We start from the raw sequence: 23147 nt of genomic DNA, 5'->3' as shown, positions 1-23147 counted from the left end.
ACCCACTTCGCTCGAAAACGCTCTGGCAGCGACATCGCTGGCGTGCAAGCGGCGCCTCAGGCGCCCGGCACCTGGTCGAGGAAGCCGGTGATGCTCCTGATCCGGCCGTCCTTCAGCGTGGCGAAGTCGGTGCCCTTGATCGGGCTGTCGACGCCATCGGGGCCGAGGCCCCAGGAGAACCGGACATGGTCGCCGAAACCGTTCGGCTCCCCGATCAGCTTGAAGCGGAAGTCCGGAAACTTCTGCTGCACGCCGGCGATCAGCGCGTCGACGCCCTCATGGCCGTCGCCGCTCATCAGCGGATCGATATAGCGCGCGTCGGCGGTCCAGTTCTCGCTCAGCATCTCGCGACGCCGGCTCGGCGTCCGCTCGTTCCAGAGATCGATATAGCGGCGGGCGATGGTGGCATGGTCGGTCATGGTGCTCTCCTTCGATAGTGCCGGACTGTGCGGCGGTCCGGACTATCGAAGGTTCGCGCGCGCCGATCGATTACCTCGGAGGTCATCGCGCAGGCTATGGTGCGATCGTCAGCACCGCCTTCATGTTGGGATGGTAGCGGCAGTAATAGTCGACCGTGCCGGCCTTGGTCAGAACCGACTTGACCGTCTTCTTCGGCGCTATCGTCACGTCGAAGTCGCCGTTCTTCGCGGTGGCGGTGTGGGCCAACACGTCCTTGTTGACCCATTCGATGGTGTCGCCGGCCTTGGCCGACACCTCGGCCGGCGAGATCACCATATTTTCCATCACGATCTGGATGGTGGCCGCATGCGCCGGGACGGCCATCGCGCCGAGCGCGAGCAAGGCCAGCGTTGCGAGACAGCGTCCTGACAACATCACGCGCCTCCTCACTTCAGTCCGGCCGCGACGTGTTCGGCATGCTGCTGGTGGCCCTGGAAGATCTTCAGGCCGGTCTGCAGCAGGCTCTTCAGCTCGGGATTGCTGGCCGAGGGGATCAGCTGCGTCTCCAGCGCGGTGTTGACGGCCTTGTGGTAGGCGACCTCGTTGTCGATATAGGCCTTGTCGTAGGCGGCGCCCTTCAGCTTGCCGAGCTCGGCGAGCTTGTCGGCCGCCTGCTTCGACAGCGCCTTGCTGGTGTCGTTGTCTTCCGGCGTCACTTTCAGCTTCTTGACGAGGTCGAGCGCCTGCTTGTTCACCGCCTCGTGGTCGCGCGCCATGTCCTTGGCGAACGCCTTGATCTCCTTGTTGGAAGCCTTCTCTTCCGCCTGCTTGGCGGCGTTGATGTCGATCACACCTGCCGTATAGGCGATATGTGCGATCTGCGGATCGGTCGGCTTTGCGCCCTGCGCCAGCGCAGCGCAGTTGAGAAGGCTGAGCGCGGCGACCGCGATACCCAATCGAACGAACATGGTTTGAAACTCCTGTTGAGCCGGGCGTAGCGCGCGGCGCGTCGTTGCTTGCACAGGAGTTGGATGGCGCGGACCAGCAGAGGTTCCCGAAAAATTCAGGCCGTGACGCGGAGCCGTTTCAGAACCGCCTCGGTCAATCGCTCGCAGCGCTTGCCCGCGAAGGGAAACGCCTCCATGACGACGGGACCGATCTTCCGCTCGACATTGTCGCGCAGCATGGTGCGGGCGCGGTGCAGGCGGGTCTTCACGGTTTCCGGCTTGAGGCCGAGGATCTCAGCGGTCTCCTCGACATTCATGCCCTCGATCACGCGGGTGATGAAGACGAGGCGGAACGCCTCGGGCAGCTCGTCGATCGCGTGCTCGACGACGTGCTGGATCTCACGCTGGGCCATGGATTTTTCCGGATCGTCCGTTGACGACAGGGGGAACTGGATGATCTGGGCTTCAGGAGCACCTTTCGGCAGATCGGACCATTCGACGCTGCTGTGCCTGCGGCGCAGGCGGCCGAGTGCCTCGTTCATTGCGATCCGCGACAGCCATGTCGAAAGACTGGAGTCGCCGCGGAACTGGTCGAGATGGGTAAAGGCGCGCACATAGGCGTCCTGAACCACATCCTCGGCCTCGTGGTCGTTGCGCAGGATGCCGCGTGCCAGCCGGAACAGCCGGCGATTATTCGCCTGCATGATGGCGCGGATTGCGGCTTCGTCGCGGGCGCATGCGCGTTGCACGAGCTCGGCATCGCCCGAGCTGGTCGGCGGCAGGGACGTTACATGGGCTTGGCGCATGGCGGGATCGCCCTCACTGTTGGCGGAATAATACCATTGGATGCCAACCGGCCGTACAGGTTCCCGGGAAAATGGTGATCGGCCAAAAAGACCGCTACGGCCTGATATAGGCCTCCGGATCGCCGCGCGCATGCGCCTCCATCGCGTCGAGGAAGCAGCGCACCTTCGCCGGGACAAATTGCCGCGCCGGCAACAGCGCGTGCACGTTGAGCGGTTCGCAGGCATGATCGGGCAGCAGCCGCCGCAACTGCCCGGCCGCGACGGCGGCGCGGGTGTAGCTGGCGGTGACCCGAAGCACGCCATGGCCGGCGAGCGCTGCCTGCAGGCGGACATGGGCATTCGAACTGGTCAGGCGCGCGCGGTCGACCGCGAGATGCTCGACCGCGCCGCCGGGGGCGGTGATCGCCCATGGCGGGTCGCTGGGACCGGTCAACAGCGGCAGCTTTCGCAGATCATCCAGCGTGCGTGGTTCGCCGAATTTCTCCAGCAGCGCGGGTGCTGCGAACAGGCCGCGCTCGAGCGTGAAGACGCGGCGGATCACGATGCCGGCCGACGGCAGCGGCGCCTCCAGCATCGCGAACACGATGTCGTAGTTCTCGGCGATCGGGTTGACGATGTCATGCTCGACATCGATCCTGATCGCGAGTTCGGGATAGCGGCCCATCACCGCGCAGGCGACCGGCCCCGCATGATGCGCGCCGAATTCGTAAGGCGCCTTGATCCGCAGCGTGCCCGCGACCGCGCTCGACATCGCCAGCGCCTCGCTGTGGGTGTCGTGCAGCGCGGCGAACAGCGGGCGCACCTTGCGATAGATGGTCTCGCCGGAATCGGTCAGCCGCAGGTGGCGGGTGGTGCGCTCGATCAGCCGCAGCCCGAGATTGGCTTCGAGTCGCTGCACCGCAGCACTGAGGCTCGATTTGGGATGGCCAAGCACGCGCGCGGCCGCGGTGAAGCCGCCATGCTCGACAACCTCGCAAAACAGCTCCCAGTCGCGCCACTCCATGGCCGATTGTCCATCCACCGGTACAGTGTGTCCAGCCAAATCGGATTATCCCGATGACCGCAATCACCTAACCTCCTCGCAACCAAATTGCATCGGGAGGGTGAGATGGCTGACGACGGAATTTTCCTGCGCAACACCTGGTACGTGGCGGCGTGGAATCACGAATTGATCGACGGCAAGATGGTCGCACGCACCATCCTGGAGCGGCCGATCGTGCTCTATCGCGGCTCGAGCGGGAAAGTCGTCGCGCTGGACGACCGCTGCTGCCATCGCGCCGCACCGCTTTCGATGGGGCGCATCGAGGGCGACGACATCAGGTGCATGTACCACGGCATGAAGTTCGCGGCCGACGGCAAATGCATCCAGATTCCCGGTCAGGACACGATCCCCGCCAAGCTCGGCGTGCGCAGCTATCCCGTGGTCGAGCGCTACAATTTGATCTTCATCTGGACCGGCGACCCGGAGAAGGCCGATCCGAAACTGATCCTCGACTATCCGCCGCTCGAGGATCCCAGATGGCGCGGCTTGCCGGGTTACATGCACTACAAGGCCAACTGGCTCCTGATCGTCGACAATCTCAGCGACTTCGCCCATCTCGCCTTCGTGCACACCAACACGCTCGGCGGTTCGGAGGAGTACGCCTACAAGACCAAGCCGGTCGCGATCGAGAAGCTGGACGACGGCTTCCGCGTCGAGCGCTGGCACATGGCCGCCGAGCCGCCGCCCTACCACAAGAAGGTGATCCCGAACAAAACCGACAAGATCGATCGCCGCAATATCGGCCGCATGATCGTGCCCGGCATCTTCACGCTCGACACCACGTTTGCGCCGGCGGGGCAGGGTGTCGAGAAGGGCGTCCAGGTTCCGGGCACGCGATCGTATCGCAACGCGCAGTTCATGACGCCGGAGACGCGCTCGACCACGCACTTCTTCTGGAACTACCTGCACGATTTCGACATCGACAACCCGAACATCGCACTTTCGCTGCGGCACAGCCTCGAGGAAGGGTTCAACGAGGACAAGGACATCATCGAGGCGCAGCAGCGCGTGTTCGACGCCGATCCGGACTATCAGCTGCTCGCGATCGGCGCCGATGCCCCGCTGACCTATTTCCGCTGGCTGTTCGCGCGCAAGCTCGAGGCGGAGAAGAGCACGGCGCGCGCCGCCTAGTCCGCTGAAACGATGGCTGTCACCACTTGGCGCCGGGATCGCGATATCGTGACGTCCCGGCGTGGCTGCCGTTCCAATAAGGTTGGCGTAAGGTGGTCAACCTGAATTCGTCGATTCTTGATCAGGGTCAAGGTGGCGACCCGCGCCGGCCTGACTATCTCGCTGGCGATCGAATGGTGAATGAGCTTGCCCGAAAAGACGGATCCATCGGATCGAAGTGCGAGCGCTAGTTGGGCGCAGGACGCTTGGCTATGGCCGTTTGAAGCCGCGCGATTGGCGCTGGACGTCTACTCGCAATGGTACCCCAATCGTGCGCCCGAGTCCACAGATTCGCCTGGTGAAGTGGCGTCGCTGCCCTGGACGACAGCCCATTCGGTCGCGCTTCAGCTGCCGTCGATGTGCTTGCTGGATTTCTCAAGAGCGGCCGAAGGCCGGCCGTTGCTGGTCTGCGCGCCCTATGCGCTGCATCGCGCGCAGATTGCGGATCTCGCCCCCGGCTACAGCTTGATGGAGGCGTTGCAGAAGGCTGGCGTTGCGCGTCTCTATCTCACGGATTGGCGGTCGGCGGCATCGGAGATGCGATATTTCTCGATCGACACCTTTCTGTCCGATCTAAACGTGGCCGTCGACACGATCGGGCCGCCGGTCGACCTTGCAGGTCTCTGTCAGGGCGGCTGGCTGTCCTTGCTCTATGCGGCGCGCTTTCCCGGCAAGGTGCGGCGGCTTGTGCTTGCCGGCAGCCCGGTCGACGTTTCGGTGCCGTCAGAGCTTTCCAGGATGGTTGCCTCGCTGCCGCAGCAAGGCTTCGAGGCGCTGGTGCGTCAGGGGGATGGGATTGTCAGTGGCAAGCAGATGCTGAAGGTCTGGAGTATCCCGTTCAGTCTGCTTGACGTGGAAGCGGCGCTGCAGCGACGGCTCGACGGTACGTCGGAGGATGCACGGGCGCTGCTCGACCGTTTCACGCACTGGGACAGCGATCCCCTCGATCTGCCGGGTACCTACTACCTTGAAGTAACCGACTGGATCTTTCGCCAGAACCGGATTGCGGCCGGACACTTCGTCGCGCTTGGCCGCAAAATCGATCTTGCTGCGGTGAAGCTGCCGGTCTTCCTGCTCGCAGCGGAGAACGACATCGTCGTTCCGCCCGACCAGGCGTTTGCGACGATGCGGCTGTTGGGCACGCGGCCGGCGTGGCTGCAACGAGAGACCGAGCCGTGTAGTCACCTCGGCCTGTTCATGGGCCGCAGGGCTCTGGCCGGTTCGTGGCGTCGGATTGCACGCTGGCTTCAGTCTGATCTCGGCGAGACCGCGAGTGAGCGATCGCGTATCAGCGTGTGAGGTGTGATGTGAAATGCCCCGAACTGCGATTTTGCAATCCGGGGCATCCGACATCTATCGCGACAGCGTGCGGCGCGCTTGCTCGTCGTGCTTACTTGGCCGCGACAACCATGATCTCGACATTGTACTGCGGCGCCGCCAGCTTGGCCTCGACGGTGGCGCGGGCCGGGGTGTTACCCTCCGAGACCCAGCCGTCCCACACCGCGTTCATCTCCGCGAAGGTCTTCATGTCGGTGATGTAGATCGTCGCGCTGAGCAGCTTCGACTTGTCGGTGCCGGCCTTGGCGAGGTGGCCGTCGATGATCGCCAGGATGTCCTTGGTCTGGTCGGTGACGCTGCCGCCCGCGGCCTTGCCGGCGACGACGCCGGCGAGATAGACGGTGTTGCCGTGCACGACGGCCTGGCTCATGCGCGGGCCGGTTTCGAAACGCTGAATGCTCATTTGGGTCTCCACTGAATGGCGGGCATGTCTATAGCGTTTTCAAGCGAAGTGGCTACCGCTTCGCGTGAAGAAAACGCGTCAAAACAAGAGATAGACAGGTTTGGTTCTGATTTGATCAGAACCAAACCTCTAACCTGCCAGAGCGAGCGCCGCCACTGCACAATTTGCAGCGCCGTTCACCGAAATCGCCCGAAATTGCTCCGAGATCGGCTCGGCGCAATCAGGTCGGCGGAGTCTGCCCGTTCGCCCAGCGGGCGAACAGCGCCACTCGCTCGGCCGGCCAGGCGCCGTCGCAGGGCATGGTCCCGGCCTCGAGCCGTGCCAGAATCTGCCGGCAGTGCCTGGCGACATCCTCCTCCTTCCAGAGATCGAAGGCGAACAGCATCGAACTGCGATCCATCGGCCGGAACAGCGGCCGGATGTGCTGCTCGAATTGCACGGTCTCGTCTGAACCGGGCGGTGCCTCGATGTCATCGTTCGTGGCCTGCGCATCGCCTGCGATTGCGGACGGCCGTGCGGCCGGCGTTGCGTTGCAGACCCACCACCATCGCGGCACCGGCATGTTCGGCGGCGGTGTTGCGCCGGCGCCGGAGTTCTCGACCGCGATCCGCGAGCCCCACTCGATATAGGCGACGAAGGCGGCGCGGAATTCCGGATCGCTCGGCAAGCCGGCATCGTCGGCGCTCTGCACCATGTAGGTGGCCCACAATGCGCGCTGCTCCGGCCGGATCTCCTTGCCGATGTGCTGCGACACCATCCGCCGATAGCCGCCATAGCGCTCGGTGTAGAAGCGCGGGCCGCCGAACACTTCGCTCAGCCACGCCGCCACCCGTTCGGGATGGTCCGGCGACATCTCGGCGAAGAGCGGCCCGAGCAGCGGATCCTCAGGCACGTAACGGCTGTAGAAGATGCGCGTCATGTCGAGCAGCGCGGGATAGCCGCCGGCCCATTCGAACAATGTCGGCTCGCGCATCGGATCGGGAATGGGATCGCGAAACGCAACGCTCCAGTGCATGCCGCTGCAAAACGGCTTGTTCAGCGACGCGCCGCAGCGGCACAGGCTGACATGCTCCTGCGACGCGCCCGCGTTCTGCACGATCGATGCGCCGTCCTCATCGACCAGCTCGACATGGCCGGTGACGCGATAGGGCCCGTCCTTCGACACCTCGATCTGCGGCGGCCGGTTGACATCCGACAGGCTGGCGTCCCGCTCGGGATCCATGCCGATGCCGAGTGCCCCTGAGGGGCACCTGCGCACCGCGTTGATGAGATCGTCCAAGCGCGCGCCGCTCGGCGCAATGAACGGCTCTTCGTCGAGACGAAACACGGAGGCGAGCCGGTCGGTGCAGAAGCCGGAATGCGCGCAGGTGCCGCGATTGTCGAACACGAACGCCTGCTGCCCGGCATAGACGTCGAGCTTGTCGGGCACGCGCCGCGGATCCCTGGCGTCGGTGAAACCGCGCGCGATGTGGCTGCCGTCGCAGAACGGCTTGGTCAGCGATTGTCCGCAGCGGCAGAGCCGCACTGGCGCCGCGGCTGCGATCGGTACGCCGAGATGATCGACGATCGGAATGTCGGGCTCCGGTTCGTAAGGTCCGTTGCGTCTGACGACGATGCGCTTGCGCGGCTGTTGCTTGCCGCTTGGACCCTGGGCGGAATTGTCGTCTGTCATGCCTTGCAATGATCCCTGAACTCGCCCAACCCGTGCCAAGCGTGCTTAGATGGATCAATGGCGGCTCTCAACGAACCAGATGGAAAGTGCCGCGGGAGAGTTGCGATGATCCGCAAGACCAAGCGCAAATATGGTTGCCCGGTCGAGTTCTCGATCGATCAGCTCAGCGGCAAATGGAAGACGGTGATCCTGAGCCGGCTCAAGGTCCGGCCGATGCGCTACGGCGAATTACGCCACGACATCCCCCAGCTCAGCGACAAGGTGTTGACCGAGCGCCTGCGCGATCTCTGCAATTCAGGCTTCGTCAGGCAGGAGCGCGGCGGCGGCTCCGCGCGCTACTGCCTGACCAAACGCGGCGAGATGCTGAAGCCGATGCTGCAGGCACTCTATGACTGGGGCGAGGCCAACGCCGACACCTTCGGCGTCCGCTTCCTCGGCGCGGAGGCGGACCAGAGCAAGATGCGCAATTTCTGAATATTAGAAAAATACGTCTGAGTTGCCCGACGTGTCAAGTTGCTTGGTCGAACGCCGGCCACCGCCGGCTCCTTTGCATGGGGTTGTTTTCGATATTTTGGCGCCGCCCCCGGCGATGGTCGCATAAGCACTGGTCCAGAGAGCGGATTTCCGGCGGAACCTTAGGCAAGGAAAGCCCGTTGTCGCGGGACGTTGGGGGTAATCAACACAAGGAATAGTCATGCGCATCCGCATCTCTACGGCGTCCGTCATCGTTGCGGCGCTCTCGCTCGGAACACCTGCTTGGGCGCAGGTGCAGGGAACGCAACCGAAGGCGATGCCGCAGGCTCAATCTGATCAGCCCACCGCCATCCGGAGCATCCAGGTCGTGGACATCAAGGAACTCAAGCCCGACGCCCGGTCGAAGGTCGAGGCTGTCGTCGCAAAGGCAAGCGAAGAGGACCTGCAGAACCTTCGCGGTTCCATCGACGCCTCTGAAGAAGCCGTATCCGCGCTGAAGGCGAAGGGCCTCAGCTCGGCACAAGTTGTCGCGGTCAATCTCACCAACGGCATCCTGACGCTCTTCACCAAGACGGCCTGATCGCAACATGGCTCGGGGAACTTCCGCTCAACAAGAAAAGCCCGCCGGTTCAAGCCGGCGGGCCAACGACTGCATCTTGGAGTAGCACGCCTCAGTTCACCGCCTTCGCTGCCGCACGTCCCGCGTTGCGGCCCGAGAACAGGCAGCCGCCGAGGAACGTGCCTTCCAGCGAGCGATAGCCATGCACGCCGCCGCCGCCGAAGCCGGCGGCTTCGCCGGCCGCGTAGAGCCCGCGAATGATCTGGTGGTCGTTGCCGAACACCCGCGAATCGAGGTCGGTCTCGAACCCGCCGAGCGTCTTGCGGGTGAGAATGTTGAGCTTCACCGCGATCAGCGGGCCGTGCTCGGGATCGAGGATGCGGTGTGGCTTCGCGGTGCGGATCAGCCTGTCGCCGATATAGCGCCGCGCATTGTGCAGGTTCATCACCTGCGCATCCTTGACGTAGGGGTTGGTGATCTCGCGGTCGCGCGCCTCGATCTGCGCCTTGATGGCGTCGAGCTGCAACAGGTCGTTGCCGGCGAGCTTGTTCATGGCACTGATGAGATCGGCGAGATTGTCACGCACGATGAAGTCGGCGCCGTGCTGCTTGAACGCCTCCACCGGCGCCGGCGCGCCCTTGTTGGTGGCGCGCTTGATCGTCATGCGCCAGCTCTTGCCGGTGAGGTCGGGGTTCTGCTCGGAGCCGGACAGCGCGAACTCCTTCTTGATGATGCTCTGGGTCAGGATGAACCACGAATAATCGTAGCCGGTGCCCATGATGTAGTGCAGTTGCCCGAGCGTGTCGGAGCCCGGGAACAGCGGCGCCGGCAGCCGCTTGCCTGACGCGTCGAACCACAGCGACGACGGTCCCGGCAGGATCCGGATGCCGTGACGCGGCCAGATCGGGTTCCAGTTCCGGATGCCCTCGACATAGTGCCACATGCGATCGCGGTTGATCAGCCGCCCGCCCGCCGCCTCGGTGATCCCGATCATGCGGCCGTCGACATGCTCGGGCACGCCGGAGATCATGAATTTGGGCGGCTCGCCGAGCCGCTTCGGCCAGTTCTGCCGCACCAGGTCATGATTGCCGCCGATGCCGCCGGACGCGACGATCACGGCCTGCGCGCGGAAGGAAAAATCGCCGACGACGTTGCGCGAGGAACTCTTGCCGCGCTCGACCGAGCTCGGTTCCAGGATCACGCCGCTGACGCCGTCGACCACACCGTTGGTGACGCTGAGCGCATCGACGCGGTGGCGGAACTTGAACACCAGCCGTCCGTTCTTCGCGGCCTCGTGCGCACGGCGCTCGAACGGCTCGACGATGCCGGGTCCGGTGCCCCAGGTGACGTGGAAGCGCGGCACCGAATTGCCATGGCCCATCGCGTCGTATCCGCCGCGCTCGGCCCAGCCGACCACCGGGAAGATGCGATGGCCCATGGCGCGCAGCCAGTCGCGTTTCTCTCCGGCCGCGAATGCGACATAGGCTTCAGCCCATTTGCGCGGCCAGTAATCCTCTTCGCGATCGAAACCGGCGGCGCCCATCCAGTCCTGCAGAGCGAGGTCTGCGGAATCCTTGATGCCGAGCCGGCGCTGCTCCGGCGAATCGACCAGGAACAGGCCGCCAAACGACCAGAAGGCCTGGCCGCCGATGCTCTGTTCCCCTTCCTGATCGAGCACGATGACGCGCTTGCCTGCGTCGGCAATCTCGGTTGCGGCGACGAGACCGGCAAGCCCCGCGCCAACCACGATCACATCTGCATCCTCAGCCATGTTTGAGTCCCCCGGTCCCACCGGGATTCAAGACCGCCTCATTGCGTGCGGTCAACGCCAAATGGACCTTGCCTGTGGCGGCGGAGCACCAAGCACGTGCGCCACGCTGTTCCAGTTTGGGACCTTTCCCCAGTCCTACTGCAGCGTGCGCGCAACACCCAATTTGAATTTGTTTTGACCGGCTTCGCTCGTCTGGACAAAAATACGCGCGCGCAACACGCTCACGATTGTCTTGCATCACAGACCAAACAGATTCGGTTTCGACTGGGGCTGGCCAAAATGAAGTTGATGACGGGGTTGCTCGCTGCGGTTCTCCTGCTGGCGGGAATGGGGGTGTCTCAAGCTGTAGTCAGGATCGCCGACGATCGCGGCGGCAAGATCGGCGTCTATGTCGACAGGTATCAGGACCTGCGGACATCGGGCGAAACGGTCATCATCGACGGGCTGTGCGCCTCGGCCTGCACCATCGTGCTCGGCAAGGTTCCTCACGACCGGATTTGTGTGACCTCGCACGCCAGTCTCGGCTTCCATGCAGCCTGGGACTACGGCGACAACGGCCGCCCGGTCCCCAATCCCGAAGCCACCCATATGCTGTACCTGATGTATCCGCCGGCGGTACGCAGATGGATTTCGGAGCGTGGTGGTCTGACCCGGCGCATGATCTTCCTGCGCGGCAAGCAACTGCAGGCGCTGTACAAGCCGTGCTACCTCAACGCCCAGGCCTCGGCGCCGAAGCCCGCGCACTAAGCTCCGGCCGCTTCTCTGTTTGACCCTCGTCGGCCATTGGCCTGGCATACGTCGGGGTATGGACCAGCAGGCCCCGGAATCGCTCGCCATCATTTGACGGCCTGCGACCGCCATTGCGCTTGCTGCCTGCCGGAACCGGGCTTATCTCAGCCCCATGGTTCAGCCGATCTCCACCCGATCCGAGCTCGTAACGGCTCCGCAGGGCCGGGTAGCGTCTGCGATCCTGTGGGGTGCGGCCGGTATCGGCGGATTGGCCCTGCTTGCCGCCGCCGCGCTCTGGTTCCACTACGGGACCGCGGTGTTTTTCGAAACGATCACGGCCGGCATCTCTGCCTGCTTCTGACAAGGACGTCCTCGCATCATGCCCCGGACCACGCGCCCATTGGTGATCTTCGCTGCCTTTGCAGGCAGTCTGGCGGTCGGCCTGTTCCTCATGCTGTGGGCGATCGGCGGCTTGCGCACCGTTGCCGCGCCGGCCGCGATCGGCGGGCCGTTCCAGCTCACCGACCAGTCCGGCCAGACCATTACCGACAAGAATCTCCAGGGCAAGCCGACCCTGATTTTCTTCGGCTTCACCCATTGCCCGGACATCTGTCCGACCTCGCTGTTCGAGATCTCGGAGGTCCTGAAGGCGATGGGCAAGGACGCCGATCGGGTGAATGCCTATTTCGTCTCGGTCGATCCGGAACGCGACACCGCCACCGCGATGAAGGATTACCTGTCGAGCTTCGATCCGCACCTCAAGGGCCTGACCGGCGATCCTGCTGCGATCGCCAAGGTGCTGTCGAGCTATCGTGTCTACGCCAAGAAAGTGCCGCTGAAGGATGGCGACTACACGATGGACCACACCGCGCTGATCTATCTGATGGACCGCGACGGTCATTTCGTCGCGCCGTTCAATCTGAGACGGACGCCGGAAGAGGCGGCGGCCGATCTCAAACGGTATCTCTGATCACCAATTCCGGTTCAGAATTAACCCAATCGGCGCTCGCTTCAGGCGCCGATTGGGCTATAAGCCGTTCAATTTCCTGAAATTGCCGGTTATGCCAAATCCCTCTGTCCAGCCCTTTGCCGTCCGTTCGCGCCAGCGTCGCCTGGCCGCGGGCATGATCGCGGCTGCCTTGCTGGCCCTGGCGGGTCCTGCGATCGGGCAGACGCCTGCAGCGCAACCACCGGCGGCGAAGACGGCCCCCGCACAAGCGGCGCCCGCGACACCTTCGGCGCCTGCTGCCCCGTCGGCCCCGGCCCTGCCACCCAAGGCCGCCGCCGAGGCCGCGCCGCAGGCGGTGCCGGGCTTCTGGGACCCGCGGCGCCGGCCGGACCGCCCGGACCTGTCGCGCCTCACCGTGATCCGCTTCCTGACCGAGACCGACTATCCGCCGTTCAATTTCACCGGTCCCGACGGCAATCCGGCCGGGTTCAACGTCGACCTGGCGCGTTCGCTCTGCGACGAGATCAAGGTCACCTGCACCATCCAGATGCGCCGCTTCGAGACCCTGATCGATGCCTTGGCGACCAACCGTGGCGATGCCATCATCGCCTCGATGGCCGTGACGCCGCAGCTGCGCGCCAAGGTCGATTTCACCGATCCCTATTACCGCGCGCCGGCACGCTTCGTGTCGCGCCGCGACAACGTGATGCCGGAAATCCGCCCGGAATATCTCGAGGGCAAGAAGGTCGGCGTCATCGGCGGGACCTCGCACGAGGCCTACCTCAAGGCGATGTTCACCGACGCCGAGATCCATTCCTATCCGGATAACGACGCGCTGCGCGCGGCGCTGCGCCGCGGCGAGGTCGACTTCATCTTCGGCGATGCGATCTCGCTCGCGTTCTGGATCAACGGCACCGATTCCGCCGAATGCTGCGCCTTCTCCGGCGGCCCCTTTGTCGAGAGCCGCTATTTCGGCGAGGGCGTCGGCATCGCCGTCCGCAAGGGCAACGATCTGCTCCGGCAGTCGCTGAACTGGGCGCTGTTCCGGATCTGGGAAAAAGGCCGCTTCACCGATCTGTGGCTGCGCTATTTCTCGGTCAGCCCGTTCTGACGCTGTGGTCTTCACCTCTCCCCGCATCCGCCTTCGCCCGAAGGCGGGCTTCGGCGGACAAGAGAGCGGGGCGAGGGAGCGTCGTTTTGCATTTTGCCGCGAAAGCGTTAGTTTTCGCGGCCTTTTTGGAGAGAGCCTGAGGAATGTCCGTGATTGATCTTGCCGCCAGCCCGAGCGACCTGCGGGCGCTCGCCGAACAATCCAACGCCTGGCCGTTCGAGCAGGCGAAAGCGATTGTGGCGCGGCTGAAGAAAAATCCCAAGGACGAGGTGCTGTTCGAGACCGGCTATGGGCCGTCGGGCCTGCCGCATATCGGCACTTTCGGCGAGGTCGCGCGCACCACGATGGTGCGCCACGCCTTCCGCGTGCTCACCGAGGACAAGATCAAGACGCGCCTGCTCGCCTTCTCCGACGACATGGATGGCCTGCGCAAGGTGCCGGACAACGTGCCGAACAAGGAACTGCTGGAGCAGCATCTCGGCAAGCCGCTGACCAAGGTGCCCGATCCGTTCGGCACCCATCCGAGCTTCGGCCAGCACAACAACGCGCGGTTGCGCGCCTTCCTCGACCAGTTCGGCTTCGATTACGAGTTCGCGAGCTCGACCGAGTACTACACCTCCGGCCGCTTCGATGCCGCGCTGCTGCGCATGCTGGAGCGGATCGAGAAAGTGATGGCGATCATGCTGCCGTCGCTGCGCGAGGAGCGCGCGGCGAGCTACTCGCCGTTCCTGCCGATCTGCCCGCGCACCGGCCTCGTGCTCTACGTGCCGGTGACGGCGCACGACGCCAAGGCCGGCACGATCTCGTATGAAGATCCCGAGACCAAGGAGAGCGCCACGGTTCCCGTCACCGGCGGCCGCTGCAAGCTGCAATGGAAGCCGGACTGGGCGATGCGCTGGTACGCCCTCGGCGTCGACTATGAAATGGCCGGCAAGGATTTGATCGACTCGGTGAAGCTGTCGGGCAAGATCTGCGCGGCGCTCGGCGGCACGCCGCCGGAAGGCTTCAACTACGAACTGTTCCTAGACGAGAAGGGCCAGAAGATCTCGAAGTCGAAGGGCAACGGCCTGACCATCGACGAGTGGCTGCGCTATGCCTCGCCGGAGTCGCTGTCGCTGTTCATGTATCGCGAGCCCAAGGCGGCGAAGCGGCTCTATTTCGACGTCATCCCGCGCAATGTCGACGACTACCAGCAATTCCTCGACGGCTTCAGGCGGCAGGAAGCGCGGCAGCAGCTGCAAAATCCGGTCTGGCACATCCATTCCGGCAAGCCGCCGCAGGCCGACATGCCGGTCACCTTCCAGCTCTTGCTGACGCTGGTGTCGTCGTCGAACGCGGAGAATGCCGAGACGCTGTGGGGCTTCATCGGCCGTTACCGGCCGGGCGTGACGCCGCAGACCCATCCGAAGTTAGATGCGATGGTCGGCTACGCCATCAACTACTATCGCGACTTCGTGGCGCCGACCAAGCAGTTCCGCGAGCCGACCGACGGAGAGCGCGCCGCGCTGCAGGATCTGCGCGATGCACTCGCCAACATGCCGGCGAACGCGACCGCGGAAGACATCCAGAACGTGGTCTATGAGATCGGCCGCCGCGAGCCGTTCCTCGACATGGTCAAGAAGGGCAAGGACGGCCGTCCCGGCGTCTCGCTCGACTGGTTCAACATGCTCTACCAGGTGCTGCTCGGCCAGGAGAAGGGCCCGCGCTTCGGCTCCTTCGTCGCGGTCTACGGCGTGCAGAACGCGGTCAACATGATCGACGGCGCGCTGGCGCGGTCGTCGTAGATGGGTGCACTCTGACTGTTGTCGTCCCTGCGAAAGCAGGGACCCATAATCACAGGCCTTAGTCGCTGAAGCGAGCTGTGGCTCCAGCGTCGCGACATACGACCGTTGGTGGTTATGGGTCCCTGTGTCTTGGAAGTGTGTCAGGATGAGGGTGGGCGGGAAGCCGTTGGGTCCTTGGCGCTTGACGCCGTGAGCCGGCTCGGTCTCCCGCCCGTTCCATCTATCAACCTGAACAGTTGCACGAGGCTGCACCAACAGACCTCGCATCACAGGGACAGGCACCGTGATCATAGCTCTTCGTTACGTCGGAATCGACATCTCCAAGAAACACCTCGATATCTTTGATGAGGCTGACGGCGTGCCGAGGCGCATTGCCAACGCGACACAGGCCATCACACAGCAGGTGGCGCGTTGGCAATGCGATGCGCTGGTGGTCTTCGAGGCGACGGGTATCTATGACCTCGCGCTTCGCGAGGCGCTGCGTCAGGCCGGGATCCAGTTCGCACGGATCAACCCGGCCCGTGCCCGCGACTTTGCACGGGCCAGCGGCCTACTCGCCAAGACCGATCCGATCGATGCGCGGATGCTGGCGGCCTTTGCGCGGGCCATGCAGCCCGCCCCCGAGCAGGTCGCCGATCCTGCACGGGGCGCCTTGGCGAGGCTTGCAAAACGGCGGGATCAGCTGGTCCTCATGCGCGCCCAGGAGAAGAACCGGCGCAGCGAGGCCGACGATCGCGCCATGGCCGAACGCATCGGCCGCCTCATCGAGGTCCTCGACAGCGAGATCGCCGAGATCGAGGCCGACATCAGCGCATTGATTAAAGCCGAAGCGCAGATCGCGGACGATGCGAAGTTAATGCGTTCGCTGCCCGGCGTGGGTCCCGTGGCCTGCATGCAGCTCATCGCGCAGATGCCGGAACTCGGGCGGGTCGGACCGAAACAACTCGCAGCGCTCGCTGGCCTTGCTCCCTTCAACGTCGACAGCGGCACCTTCCGCGGCAAGCGCAAGATTGCGGGCGGCCGAAAGCGCATTCGTGACGCCCTTTATATGGCGGCCCTCAACGCAGTTCGCAGAGCTGATCCGTTCAAGGCCTTCTATGCACGACTGCGACAGGCCGGAAAACCAGCCAAGCTCGCCCTCATCGCCGTCGCCAGGAAGCTGCTCACGGTCCTCAATGCCATGATGCGAGACCGAAAGCCGTACCTGCAGACCAAACCAACATAACAGTTGCCGGCTCAAGGCCGGGACGACAGCGGAAGTTGCGGCGCCTACAGCGGCTCGCCCTTCTTGGTCGTGAACTTGTACACGCCGTCCGTGCCGAGGACGGCGTGCATGTCGACGTCGGGATAGCTGATCTCGTCGCCGGCGCTGCGGTCACCGATCACCAGCAGCTTGACGTCCCTCTCGGTGCGGTTGATGAAACGGTGCGCGTCCCCGGTGCCCGCGGGGAAGCCGGCACACATTCCTGCCGTCAGGACCTGTGCGCCGCCGTTGGTCTCCAGCACCACTTCGCCATCCAGCACATAGACGAACTCGTCCTGGCGCGAATGGGCGTGGCGAAAGGACGATTGGCCGCCCGGAACGATCCGCGTCAAAATGACACCGAAGTTCGTCAAGCCGGCATGATCGCCGAGCCGGCGGTTGTAACGCATCTGGTTGGTGGCACGGTGCCGCGGCGGGATGCTGGTGGCGTTGGTCTCGGCTACCGTCTCCGGATCAAAAGCCGGCAGTTTTGGCCTGGCGTCGTCGGTCATTGCAGTCGGTCCGCTGTCGTTGGCTTTGCGATGCATCATCACATAATGACGCCAAGCCCGCAAAATTCGGATAGCAGGCCATCGGCAATTTCACCGGAGCCTGGCGCCGGATTGCGCTACAGTCGCATTCATAAAATCAGCACGGCCTCCGCCGAGAGGCCGGCACAGATGGGAGCATGCGCATGCAGTTCAGGGTTTCGCCGACATCGCTGCAGGACAGTTCGAGCGCCGAGGAATGGCAGGCGCGGGTCGATCTCGCGGCGGCGCATCGGCTCGCCTACATCCACGGCTTTTCGGAAGGCATCTTCAACCATCTCACCTTGGTGGTGCCCGGCCGCACCGACCGCTACTACCAGATCCCGTTCGGCATGCATTGGTCGGAGGTGACAGCATCGTCCTTCATGGAGGTCGGCATTGACGATGCCGAGGTGAAGCGCGGCGAGGGCGAGGTCGAGCGCTCCTGCTATTGCATCCATGCGCCGATCCACAAGGCGCTGCCGCAGGCCAAGGCCGTGTTCCACACCCACATGCCGTATGCGAGCGCGCTGACGCGGCTCGAGGATCCGCGCATCAAGGAGATCGGGCAGACCGAGGTCGGTCTGTCGGAAGCGATTGCCTATGACGATCTCTATACCGGCCCCGCGCTCGATCCCGAGGAAGGCGCACGGCTCGCCAGGGTGATCGGCAACAAGACCATCCTGTTCATGGCCAATCATGGCATCTCGACCGTCGGCGAGACGGTCGCCGATGCTTATGACCGGCTCTATTACATCGAACGCGCCGCGCAGGTGCAGATCTACGCAATGTGGACGCAGCAGCCGCTCAAGCAATTGCCGCAGCATGTGGTGGAGAAGACCAAGCGCGATTTCCGCGACGACCATCTCTACAACGGCCCGTCCCCGGCGCAGCGGCATTTTGATGCGCTGAAGCGGATGCTGGATCGCAAGGAGCCGGACTACGCGACGTAGGGCCGGCAGCGCCGCAAATTTCACCGTCGTCCCGGCGAAAGCCGGGACCCATTACCACAGGGTCGAGTTGTGGAAGCGCGCTGCGGCCCCAGCGTGGTGTAGCAATAATCTTCGGTGGCTATGGGTCCCGGCTTTCGCCGGGACGACACTGGTTATGTGGTGATCGACGTGCCCGGCTACTGGCTCGCCCACACCACGCGCGCGATCCACGCGACTTCTTCGGCATCGAGCATGCGGTCGGGGTGCTCCGGATTGAGCGACGCGAGTTCCAGCATCTTGGCGGTACGGCGTCTCAATTCCTTCACCATCACCTCGCCGCCGGTCGTGCGCACCACCACGCGGTCGCCGCGGCGGATCGCGGTCGCCGGTGACACCACGATGATGTCACCTTCGCGATAGGCCGGCTTCATCGAGTCGCCCTCGATCTCCAGCGCATAGGCGTGTTCGTCTGATGTCGCCGGCAGCGCGACTTCGTCCCAGCCCTTGCCGGCGGGAAAGCCGCTGTCGTCGAAATAGCCGCCGGCACCGGCCTGCGCGAAGCCGATCAGCGGCACCGACTGTCCGCCGCGTGCGCCATCGCCGAGCAACTGCACGAAGGTCTCCATGCTGGCATTGCTCGCCGCCAGCGCCTTGGAGAGCGATTCGGTCGAGGGCCAGCGCTCGCGCCCGTCGCCCGTCACGCGCTTCGACTTGTTGAAGGTGGTGGGGTCGAGTCCGGACTGCTTGGCAAGGCCGGACGGCGACAGCCCGGCACGTTCGGCGAGCCGGTCGAGCGCGGCCCAGACCTGCGCGTGGGTCAGCGGTCGGGTGGCTTTGGGCTGTTTGGCCATCGAGGGTATCCCGGATGGTAGGAATTATTGCCTGAAACTTGGCGTTTTCGCAAATCTGTCGGCCGATGTGTCCCGGCACCGCTTGAGTTGCGCCGCCGCCGCCGATACGGTCCCTCGCTCGCCAGATGGCGTCTGGGGCATTTCCCCTCAAATCCGGATAAAACCCCAAGAGACTCAAGGACAAAAGGGAAGGCCGGCCCGTGCCGATGATCTACAAAATCACCCCCGCTTCGGCCTGGCGCGAGGCCGAGCGGCAGGGCGTGTACCGGGGCAGTGCCGACGACCAACGCGACGGCTTCATCCATTTTTCCACCGCCTCCCAGGTGGCCGAGACCGCGCGCAAGCACTACCACGGGCAGACCGGCCTGTTCCTGGTCGCGGTCGATGCCGATGCGCTGGGCGATGCCCTGCGCTGGGAGCGGTCGCGCAATGACGAACTGTTCCCGCATCTCTATGGCGAACTCGACCTCGGCGCGGTCACCGAGATCCTCGACCTGCGCGCGCGCTCCGACGGTGGCCACGACGTTCCGGAGCTCAAGCCGTGATCCGTGCCTTCGACGCCTTCTCGCTGCCGCTGCTGCGCTGGTTCGATCCCGAGGATGCCCATCGCATGGCGATCCAGGGCCTGAAGCTGCTGCCGCCGATCCGGCAGCGGCCGGATGACCCCAAGCTCGCGGTGCGCGCCTTCGGACTCAACTTTCCAAACCCGATCGGCATGGCGGCGGGGTTCGACAAGAGCGCCGAGGTGCCCGACGCGCTGCTCCGGCTCGGCTTCGGCTTTGTCGAGATCGGCTCGGTCACGCCGAAGCCGCAAGGCGGCAACCCGCGGCCGCGGCTGTTTCGCCTCGAGCGCGACGAGGCCGTCATCAACCGCATGGGCTTCAACAATGACGGCGCGGAGGCCGTGCTGCGGCGGCTCGCCGCGCGTGCCAGCGCCGGCGGCATTGTCGGGGTCAATGTCGGGGCCAACAAGGATTCGCCCGACCGCGCCGCCGACTATGTGAAGCTGATCGAGACCTTTGCGCCGGTCGCGAGCTATTTCACCGTCAACGTCTCTTCGCCGAACACGCCCGGCTTGCGCAATTTGCAGCAATCGGCCGCGCTCGACGATTTGCTGGCGCGGGTCATCGACACCCGCGAGCGCGTGCGCAAGAACGCCGGCGATTCGCCGGTGCTGCTCAAGATCGCGCCGGACCTCAGCCTTGCCGAGCTCGACGACGTCGTGCACATCGCCCGCTCGCGGCGCGTCGACGGCATGATCGTCGCCAACACCACGCTGGCGCGGCCCTCGACCTTGCGCGAGGAGAATCGCGCCAAGGAGCAGGGCGGCCTGTCGGGCCGTCCGCTGTTCCGGCTGTCGACGCGGATGGTGGCCGAGACCTATGTCCGCGTCGAAGGCGCGTTTCCGCTGATCGGCGTCGGCGGCATCGATAGCGGCGGCGCCGCGCTGACCAAGATCCGCGCCGGGGCCAGCCTGATCCAGCTCTATTCCTCGCTGGTCTACAAGGGCCTTGGCCTCGTCGACGACATCAAGCGCGATCTGTCCTCGACCCTGCTGCGCACCGGCCGCGACTCGCTGTCGGAAATCGTCGGCGCCGATGCGGCGACGATTACCGCCGAGGACTGGCCGGTGAGGTAGGTGCGTGTAGCCCGGATGAAGCGAAATCCGGCTGCGCTCTAACCTCCCCTTGAAAAGGGGAGGTCGCTTTGCTCGCCAGAGCAAAGCGGGTGGGGATCAGCTCTCTCCATGAGCTGCGTCGCCTGCGGCTGACCCCCCATCCCGACCTTCCCCCTTTCAGGGGGAAGGGGAAGAGAACTTCGTAGCCCGGATGAAGCGAAGCGCAATCCGGGACAGTCTCGCTGCGGATACAGACCCCCGGATTTCGCTTCGCTGCATCCGGGCTACGGACTTACGCCGTCTTGAATGTCTTCCTGAGCAGCGCCGGATAGCGCAGGCCTTGCAGGCCGCCGCGTGCGACGTAGAAGCCGAGCAGCGCGATCCACAGTCCGGTGTTACCGAACGAGCTGAGCGCCCACCAGGTGGCGAGGAAGATCGCGAGCGAGGCCAGCATCAGATTGCGCATCTCGCGTGCCCAGGTGGCGCCGACATAGATGCCGTCGAAGCCGAACGCGAACACGCCGGGCAGAGGTGCCAGGATCACGAAGGGCAGGAACGCGCGCGCATAGCGGCGCACGTCGTCGCTGGTCGTCATCAGATTGATCAGCGCCGGTCCGAACAGCGCGAACAGCACCGATACGACCAGCGCAAAGCCGATGCCCCACAGTAGCACCAGCCGGGTCGAATCGGAAAAGCCGCGGGCGTCGCGCGCGCCGAAGGCGCGGCCGCACAGCTGCTGGGCGGCGTTGGCGAGACCGTCGAGGAAGAAGGCGCTGACCAGCAGGAAATTGTTCAGCACCGAATTCGCCGCCAGCGTCACGTCGCCTTCGCGCGCGCCCTTGGCGGTGAAAAACAGGAACACGACGATCAGCGCCGCGGTGCGGACCATGATGTCGCGATTGACCGCCAGCATGCGCATCAGCTTGGCGCGGTCGAACAGCGTGGCCGCGGGAACGGCAAAGCCGCCCTGCGAGATCCGCCACGCCACCACGATGCCGACGGCGAAACCGGCGGTCTCGGCGAGCACGGCGGCGATCGCGGCACCGGCAATGCCGGCGCCGTAGACCTGCACCAGCAGCACGGTCGCGGCCATGTTGATCAGGTTGATCACGATCTGCAGCGCCAGCGCCAGATTGGCGCGGGCCTGGCCGACCAGCCAGCCCAGGATGACGTAATTGGCGAGCGCCAGCGGCGCCGACCAGATCCGGATCATGAAATAGCTCTTGGCGGCGCGCGTGACGCCCTCGCTGCCGCCCATCAGCTGGAAGGTGACCGCGGCGAGCGGCACCTGCAGCGCGATCAGCGCCGCGCCGATCAGGCCGGCGACGATGAAGCCGCGCACCAGGATCGCGGCATATTCCTTGATCTCGCCGGCGCCCTGCGCCTGCGCGGTGAAGGCCAGGGTGCTCATGCGCAGGAAGGCGAACAGCCAGAACAGGCAGTCGAAGATCACCGAGGCCATCGCCACCCCGCCGAGCAGCGCGGCGTCGTCGAGCCGGCCGATCGCAGTGGTCGAGACGATGCCGATCAGCGGCGTGGTCAGGTTGGCGACCATCGCGGGGCCGGCGATGGCGAACACCTGACGCGTCGTGATCTTCGGGTGGATGGGTGCGTGCATGGCTACAATTGCAAGGAATATACGTTTCTATCGCGACATCCGTCGCGCGACCATGCCGGAATTGTTCTCAGAACAATGCAGTGGCGGAGGGGCAGCGGGCAACGCATTGCACGGTCAGAGCACCACGACCATGCCGTCGCTCGCCGCCGCGTAGGGCAGGGCGTCGATGCGGCCGAGCATGTCGTCGCTCATATGGGTCAGCACCACGCGCTTGGCGTTGATGGCCGGCAAATGCGCTTCCAGTGTCTTCAGGCTGAGATGGTTCTTGACCATTTTGTCGTACATGTAGGCTTCAGCGATGAAGAGGTCGGCGTCCTGCGCCGCCGGGATCAGCGCGTCGGTCCATTCGGTGTCGGCGCTGTAGCTGATGATGCGGCCTTCCGCCCCGACGCGGTAGGCGAGATGCGGCCCGCCGGATTCGCCATGCACGACGGGGAAGGGCGTCACGGTCACCTCGCCGAAGCTGCGCGTTTCGCGCGGTGCGAGCGTGACGACGGACAGGTCGAAGCGTTGTTTGGTTTTGGAGGAATGCTCGAACATCACCTCCATCACCGCCGGCAGTTTCGTTTCGATGCCTTGCGGCCCCGCGATCACCAGCGGCCGGGTGCGGCGGGAGAACTGCGCGTCGAGCAGGAAGAACGGCAGGCCGGCAAAATGATCGCCATGGAAATGCGTGATCAGGATCAGGTCGATTGCGTCGCGGTCGATCTCGAGCCGCTTCATCGCCGGCAGCGACGAGGCGCCGCAATCGATCAGGAAATTGCTGCGCGCACCGCTGACGTGGAAACAGGTGTTGAAGCGGCCGCCGGAGCCGAATGCATCGCCGCAGCCGACAAATCGCAATTGCATCGGCTGCGCACTCTCCTTGGGATCAGCGGCCGCGCGGCGCGCCGAACAGCCGCGACAACAGCCAGATCGGAATCACGATGACGGCACCGAGCAGGAAGTAGCGCCAGGCCCAGTTGATCGCGTCGAAGCCGAAATCCCAGATGCTCTGGAACAGCCTGCGGATGCTGGTGAGGATGTTCCATGGATCGAGGCCGATCGCGGCGAGCACGACACCGACCAGAATCGACAGCAAAATCAACCGGAACGCCACGGAGAGCGGCGATCCGCCGAGAAAGCGGTACAGGCCGTCGCTGTGGCCGGCCGGCAAGTCCCGGATGTCGTTTGGCATTGCTGTCTCCAATAGCGTTTTCGCGCG

The 23147-nt window shown here is 64.6% G+C and carries 26 protein-coding genes; 13 read left to right on the top strand and 13 right to left on the bottom strand.

What is annotated here, in order from left to right; translation table 11 throughout:
• Positions 1 to 56 precede the first annotated feature (56 nt).
• From XI02_RS42445 to XI02_RS42425, 5 genes are all read right to left on the bottom strand, one after another.
• Complete coding sequence (locus XI02_RS42445) at positions 57 to 419, bottom strand: nuclear transport factor 2 family protein (protein WP_172646531.1); 363 nt, start codon at positions 417 to 419, stop codon at positions 57 to 59.
• 94 nt (positions 420 to 513) lie between these two features.
• The gene (locus XI02_RS42440) at positions 514 to 834 is read right to left on the bottom strand and encodes a cupredoxin domain-containing protein (RefSeq protein WP_172646532.1); all 321 of its coding nucleotides are present in this window, start codon (positions 832 to 834) and stop codon (positions 514 to 516) included.
• 11 nt (positions 835 to 845) lie between these two features.
• Positions 846 to 1367, bottom strand: a complete 522-nt coding sequence (locus tag XI02_RS42435; RefSeq protein ID WP_172646533.1) for a DUF4142 domain-containing protein — start codon at positions 1365 to 1367, stop codon at positions 846 to 848.
• A 95-nt stretch (positions 1368 to 1462) separates the two neighbouring features.
• Positions 1463 to 2152 carry an RNA polymerase sigma factor gene (locus tag XI02_RS42430; protein WP_172649013.1) on the bottom strand — a complete coding sequence of 230 codons (690 nt, stop codon included), beginning with the start codon at positions 2150 to 2152 and terminating at the stop codon, positions 1463 to 1465.
• 94 nt (positions 2153 to 2246) lie between these two features.
• The gene (locus tag XI02_RS42425; RefSeq protein ID WP_245163903.1) at positions 2247 to 3194 is read right to left on the bottom strand and encodes a LysR family transcriptional regulator; all 948 of its coding nucleotides are present in this window, start codon (positions 3192 to 3194) and stop codon (positions 2247 to 2249) included.
• A 66-nt stretch (positions 3195 to 3260) separates the two neighbouring features.
• Between XI02_RS42425 and XI02_RS42420 the strand changes: the two genes are divergently transcribed.
• Together XI02_RS42420 and XI02_RS42415 are read left to right on the top strand one after the other, a co-directional pair.
• Positions 3261 to 4325: an aromatic ring-hydroxylating dioxygenase subunit alpha gene (locus tag XI02_RS42420; protein WP_016843705.1), complete on the top strand. Its 1065-nt coding sequence runs from the start codon at positions 3261 to 3263 to the stop codon at positions 4323 to 4325.
• A gap of 342 nt (positions 4326 to 4667) precedes the next feature.
• On the top strand, positions 4668 to 5663 hold the full coding sequence (locus XI02_RS42415; protein WP_172649014.1) for an alpha/beta fold hydrolase: 996 nt from the start codon (positions 4668 to 4670) through the stop codon (positions 5661 to 5663).
• Positions 5664 to 5754: 91 nt separating this feature from the next.
• On the opposite strand, the gene XI02_RS42410 is transcribed toward XI02_RS42415, so the two are convergent.
• On the bottom strand, positions 5755 to 6105 hold the full coding sequence (locus XI02_RS42410) for a RidA family protein (protein WP_172646534.1): 351 nt from the start codon (positions 6103 to 6105) through the stop codon (positions 5755 to 5757).
• Between the two features lie 220 nt (positions 6106 to 6325).
• Complete coding sequence (locus XI02_RS42405; RefSeq protein WP_172646535.1) at positions 6326 to 7777, bottom strand: CDGSH iron-sulfur domain-containing protein; 1452 nt, start codon at positions 7775 to 7777, stop codon at positions 6326 to 6328.
• A gap of 105 nt (positions 7778 to 7882) precedes the next feature.
• Between XI02_RS42405 and XI02_RS42400 the strand changes: the two genes are divergently transcribed.
• On the top strand, positions 7883 to 8251 hold the full coding sequence (locus XI02_RS42400; RefSeq protein WP_172646536.1) for a helix-turn-helix domain-containing protein: 369 nt from the start codon (positions 7883 to 7885) through the stop codon (positions 8249 to 8251).
• Positions 8252 to 8471: 220 nt separating this feature from the next.
• On the top strand, positions 8472 to 8831 hold the full coding sequence (locus tag XI02_RS42395) for a hypothetical protein (RefSeq protein ID WP_172646537.1): 360 nt from the start codon (positions 8472 to 8474) through the stop codon (positions 8829 to 8831).
• Between the two features lie 91 nt (positions 8832 to 8922).
• Here the strand turns inward: XI02_RS42395 and XI02_RS42390 are convergent, their stop codons facing one another.
• On the bottom strand, positions 8923 to 10581 hold the full coding sequence (locus tag XI02_RS42390) for an FAD-binding dehydrogenase (protein WP_172646538.1): 1659 nt from the start codon (positions 10579 to 10581) through the stop codon (positions 8923 to 8925).
• 279 nt (positions 10582 to 10860) lie between these two features.
• Between XI02_RS42390 and XI02_RS42385 the strand changes: the two genes are divergently transcribed.
• From XI02_RS42385 to XI02_RS42360, 6 genes are all read left to right on the top strand, one after another.
• Entirely contained in the window at positions 10861 to 11328 is a 468-nt protein-coding gene (locus tag XI02_RS42385; protein ID WP_028334585.1) for a hypothetical protein, read from the top strand.
• A 154-nt stretch (positions 11329 to 11482) separates the two neighbouring features.
• Positions 11483 to 11671 (top strand): hypothetical protein, encoded by a 189-nt coding sequence (locus XI02_RS42380; RefSeq protein ID WP_069280323.1) that lies wholly within the window; start codon positions 11483 to 11485, stop codon positions 11669 to 11671.
• 18 nt (positions 11672 to 11689) lie between these two features.
• Entirely contained in the window at positions 11690 to 12280 is a 591-nt protein-coding gene (locus XI02_RS42375) for an SCO family protein (protein ID WP_069280322.1), read from the top strand.
• A gap of 91 nt (positions 12281 to 12371) precedes the next feature.
• Positions 12372 to 13370, top strand: a complete 999-nt coding sequence (locus XI02_RS42370; RefSeq protein WP_172646539.1) for a transporter substrate-binding domain-containing protein — start codon at positions 12372 to 12374, stop codon at positions 13368 to 13370.
• Positions 13371 to 13513: 143 nt separating this feature from the next.
• Positions 13514 to 15154: a lysine--tRNA ligase gene (locus tag XI02_RS42365; protein WP_172646540.1), complete on the top strand. Its 1641-nt coding sequence runs from the start codon at positions 13514 to 13516 to the stop codon at positions 15152 to 15154.
• A gap of 283 nt (positions 15155 to 15437) precedes the next feature.
• The gene (locus XI02_RS42360; RefSeq protein WP_172646541.1) at positions 15438 to 16379 is read left to right on the top strand and encodes a transposase; all 942 of its coding nucleotides are present in this window, start codon (positions 15438 to 15440) and stop codon (positions 16377 to 16379) included.
• A 44-nt stretch (positions 16380 to 16423) separates the two neighbouring features.
• On the opposite strand, the gene XI02_RS42355 is transcribed toward XI02_RS42360, so the two are convergent.
• Positions 16424 to 16909, bottom strand: coding sequence for a cupin domain-containing protein (locus XI02_RS42355; RefSeq protein WP_245163905.1), 486 nt, complete (start codon positions 16907 to 16909; stop codon positions 16424 to 16426).
• A gap of 182 nt (positions 16910 to 17091) precedes the next feature.
• On the opposite strand from XI02_RS42355, the gene XI02_RS42350 reads away from it, so the two are divergent.
• Positions 17092 to 17877 carry a class II aldolase/adducin family protein gene (locus XI02_RS42350; protein ID WP_225642150.1) on the top strand — a complete coding sequence of 262 codons (786 nt, stop codon included), beginning with the start codon at positions 17092 to 17094 and terminating at the stop codon, positions 17875 to 17877.
• A 176-nt stretch (positions 17878 to 18053) separates the two neighbouring features.
• Here XI02_RS42350 and XI02_RS42345 read toward each other — a convergent pair whose 3' ends face one another.
• A complete protein-coding gene (locus XI02_RS42345; RefSeq protein WP_016844853.1) occupies positions 18054 to 18707 on the bottom strand; it encodes a helix-turn-helix transcriptional regulator in 654 nt (217 codons plus the stop codon).
• Between the two features lie 200 nt (positions 18708 to 18907).
• Here XI02_RS42345 and XI02_RS42340 point away from each other — a divergent pair, with 200 nt between their 5' ends.
• Both XI02_RS42340 and XI02_RS42335 read left to right on the top strand, forming a co-directional pair.
• Positions 18908 to 19252, top strand: coding sequence for a DUF952 domain-containing protein (locus XI02_RS42340; protein WP_026191943.1), 345 nt, complete (start codon positions 18908 to 18910; stop codon positions 19250 to 19252).
• On the top strand, positions 19249 to 20346 hold the full coding sequence (locus tag XI02_RS42335; protein ID WP_016844851.1) for a quinone-dependent dihydroorotate dehydrogenase: 1098 nt from the start codon (positions 19249 to 19251) through the stop codon (positions 20344 to 20346). Before XI02_RS42340 ends, XI02_RS42335 begins: the two co-directional genes overlap by 4 nt.
• A 271-nt stretch (positions 20347 to 20617) precedes the next feature.
• Here the strand turns inward: XI02_RS42335 and XI02_RS42330 are convergent, their stop codons facing one another.
• From XI02_RS42330 to XI02_RS42320, 3 genes are all read right to left on the bottom strand, one after another.
• Entirely contained in the window at positions 20618 to 21943 is a 1326-nt protein-coding gene (locus XI02_RS42330; protein ID WP_016844850.1) for an MATE family efflux transporter, read from the bottom strand.
• Positions 21944 to 22057: 114 nt separating this feature from the next.
• Positions 22058 to 22792, bottom strand: a complete 735-nt coding sequence (locus XI02_RS42325) for an MBL fold metallo-hydrolase (RefSeq protein WP_172646543.1) — start codon at positions 22790 to 22792, stop codon at positions 22058 to 22060.
• A gap of 22 nt (positions 22793 to 22814) precedes the next feature.
• Positions 22815 to 23120 (bottom strand): DUF6460 domain-containing protein, encoded by a 306-nt coding sequence (locus tag XI02_RS42320; protein ID WP_069280317.1) that lies wholly within the window; start codon positions 23118 to 23120, stop codon positions 22815 to 22817.
• Between the last annotated feature and the right edge of the window lie 27 nt (positions 23121 to 23147).

The organism is Bradyrhizobium sp. CCBAU 21365, from assembly GCF_015291305.1.
Lineage (GTDB): Bacteria > Pseudomonadota > Alphaproteobacteria > Rhizobiales > Xanthobacteraceae > Bradyrhizobium > Bradyrhizobium elkanii.
Note: the sequence above shows the minus strand (reverse complement) of the source record. Positions and strands in the feature narration are given on the sequence as shown.

Coding starts and splice junctions, on each gene's coding strand:
- XI02_RS42420 (WP_016843705.1), top strand. CDS start 3,261: ATGGCTGACGACGGAATTTTCCTGCGCAACACCTGGTACGTGGCGGCG.
- XI02_RS42410 (WP_172646534.1), bottom strand. CDS start 6,105: ATGAGCATTCAGCGTTTCGAAACCGGCCCGCGCATGAGCCAGGCCGTC.
- XI02_RS42400 (WP_172646536.1), top strand. CDS start 7,883: ATGATCCGCAAGACCAAGCGCAAATATGGTTGCCCGGTCGAGTTCTCG.
- XI02_RS42345 (WP_016844853.1), bottom strand. CDS start 18,707: ATGGCCAAACAGCCCAAAGCCACCCGACCGCTGACCCACGCGCAGGTC.
- XI02_RS42385 (WP_028334585.1), top strand. CDS start 10,861: ATGAAGTTGATGACGGGGTTGCTCGCTGCGGTTCTCCTGCTGGCGGGA.
- XI02_RS42440 (WP_172646532.1), bottom strand. CDS start 834: ATGTTGTCAGGACGCTGTCTCGCAACGCTGGCCTTGCTCGCGCTCGGC.
- XI02_RS42430 (WP_172649013.1), bottom strand. CDS start 2,152: ATGCGCCAAGCCCATGTAACGTCCCTGCCGCCGACCAGCTCGGGCGAT.
- XI02_RS42375 (WP_069280322.1), top strand. CDS start 11,690: ATGCCCCGGACCACGCGCCCATTGGTGATCTTCGCTGCCTTTGCAGGC.
- XI02_RS42365 (WP_172646540.1), top strand. CDS start 13,514: ATGTCCGTGATTGATCTTGCCGCCAGCCCGAGCGACCTGCGGGCGCTC.
- XI02_RS42390 (WP_172646538.1), bottom strand. CDS start 10,581: ATGGCTGAGGATGCAGATGTGATCGTGGTTGGCGCGGGGCTTGCCGGT.
- XI02_RS42435 (WP_172646533.1), bottom strand. CDS start 1,367: ATGTTCGTTCGATTGGGTATCGCGGTCGCCGCGCTCAGCCTTCTCAAC.
- XI02_RS42370 (WP_172646539.1), top strand. CDS start 12,372: ATGCCAAATCCCTCTGTCCAGCCCTTTGCCGTCCGTTCGCGCCAGCGT.
- XI02_RS42380 (WP_069280323.1), top strand. CDS start 11,483: ATGGTTCAGCCGATCTCCACCCGATCCGAGCTCGTAACGGCTCCGCAG.
- XI02_RS42445 (WP_172646531.1), bottom strand. CDS start 419: ATGACCGACCATGCCACCATCGCCCGCCGCTATATCGATCTCTGGAAC.
- XI02_RS42320 (WP_069280317.1), bottom strand. CDS start 23,120: ATGCCAAACGACATCCGGGACTTGCCGGCCGGCCACAGCGACGGCCTG.
- XI02_RS42355 (WP_245163905.1), bottom strand. CDS start 16,909: ATGACCGACGACGCCAGGCCAAAACTGCCGGCTTTTGATCCGGAGACG.
- XI02_RS42325 (WP_172646543.1), bottom strand. CDS start 22,792: ATGCAATTGCGATTTGTCGGCTGCGGCGATGCATTCGGCTCCGGCGGC.
- XI02_RS42405 (WP_172646535.1), bottom strand. CDS start 7,777: ATGACAGACGACAATTCCGCCCAGGGTCCAAGCGGCAAGCAACAGCCG.
- XI02_RS42395 (WP_172646537.1), top strand. CDS start 8,472: ATGCGCATCCGCATCTCTACGGCGTCCGTCATCGTTGCGGCGCTCTCG.
- XI02_RS42330 (WP_016844850.1), bottom strand. CDS start 21,943: ATGCACGCACCCATCCACCCGAAGATCACGACGCGTCAGGTGTTCGCC.
- XI02_RS42350 (WP_225642150.1), top strand. CDS start 17,092: ATGCAGTTCAGGGTTTCGCCGACATCGCTGCAGGACAGTTCGAGCGCC.